General features: G+C 41.6%; 1 protein-coding gene and 1 pseudogene. One reads left to right on the top strand and one right to left on the bottom strand.

Translation table 11 applies throughout. The features are described from left to right. Positions 1-232: 232 nt before the first annotated feature. Positions 233-541, top strand: coding sequence for a hypothetical protein (locus AC2VE5_RS27925; RefSeq protein WP_486890760.1), 309 nt, complete (start codon positions 233-235; stop codon positions 539-541). A gap of 604 nt (positions 542-1,145) precedes the next feature. Here the strand turns inward: AC2VE5_RS27925 and AC2VE5_RS27920 are convergent. Beyond that, positions 1,146-1,333: pseudogene (locus tag AC2VE5_RS27920) on the bottom strand (IS630 family transposase); the annotation flags it as partial.

Genomic DNA, 1,333 nt, shown 5'->3' with positions numbered 1-1,333 from the left:
TCTCCTTGAGGGCTTGCTGTAGATGAACGACTTGTTCCGACCTTAAAAAATTCTTGGCTGCTGGTGGCATAGTTACTTTGAATCAGCTTTACCTTTTTATTATGCAACTTTGATGCCGATTAGCTTAGCAGCATACATTATAGTTCCCCTCACGCCCCGTATTGAGCAGTGAAACCAGTCTATAGACCGCCTAACGGCTGAAAACTAATGAAAATTAACTAACACTTTTACTATGACTATCTCCTTTGCTGCCATCGGTATTCGCGTCAACTCCCGTAAATTACTCGACACCGCTATCGAGTTAGCAGAATCGCGGAGATTTTACCAGGCTTTGGCTGACAATACTCCCCTGTCCCACAACGGCAAAGCTGTTCGTGCATCTTTGTATGAGGCGTTGAAAGATAGCACAGATGAGGAACTGCTCGACCTCGTTAAACGCCTGCTGACCTTAATTGAAGTTGGCAAGCGCTCCTCTGAACGTTACGAGCGCATTCAGGCATCTCTTGCCAAAGTTGAACCCGCTCCTGAATGCGAGTTTTAGAGCAAACCCAGCCTACTTACGAAAAGTGGGCTATTTTTTTACTCCAGCTAATCCAAAGCGAGGGAAAGAGAATGATTTTATACTGGTGAAATCCAATTATGGCGTAAACTCTGGCAATAAGCTAATAGAAACTCAATTTGTACAAAATAGGACAATTGACTAATGCTGTAAGGTTTTTGAGATTGTAATTTGAATGTCCGTCAGCTTAAAAACTGCCAAAATTTCCGCCTATTCCAGCTTCACGGAGCCTTTACGCGCAGCAGACAGTATTGCGATACAGCCCCTTTCCCCCGTTCTTTTTGGACAACGGAGCGCTGGGGTGTGGTCAAAACTAGTTGGTGAGCGGGTAGTGTTCAAGCCAAATAGAAATATGGTAGTGTTTGTAGTGTTAAAGAAAGCCTATTTGTTGAACATATCCTTGGGATTGATATTGAATCAACATGAATAACTAAAAATAATTACATTAGCATTTATGCTTAGAAGTAATCGCGTTTAACGTTTTTGCTCACCGGACGCAGAAAACCCTTGCCTCGTATTGATAACTTAGATTCGTTCCGGTGCAGCAGGTTTGTTAAGCTCAGTGGTGGGATAAGCTAATAGACATTTAACTTGCAATAACTTTATTGCCTTTATTCCGAATACTTCTACTCCAGTTAATTATTAATTCTCCCTGATTGAGTAATCTCTCTAAAATTTCCTGAAGTTGGTTTACGGATTCAAATAACCGATGGGCAATGAACTCTTTACAGGAATGCCATACTAGCTCAATTAAATTGAAGTCTGGGCTGTAAG

Source organism: Aliterella sp. E5.1 (assembly GCF_057473825.1).
The sequence above is the reverse complement of the archived record's forward strand: the minus strand, read 5'-3'. Positions and strand labels throughout refer to the sequence as shown.

Bases quoted from the DNA above. Each gene is read 5' to 3' on its own strand.
- AC2VE5_RS27925 (WP_486890760.1), top strand. From the start codon at position 233: ATGACTATCTCCTTTGCTGCCATCGGTATTCGCGTCAACTCCCGTAAA.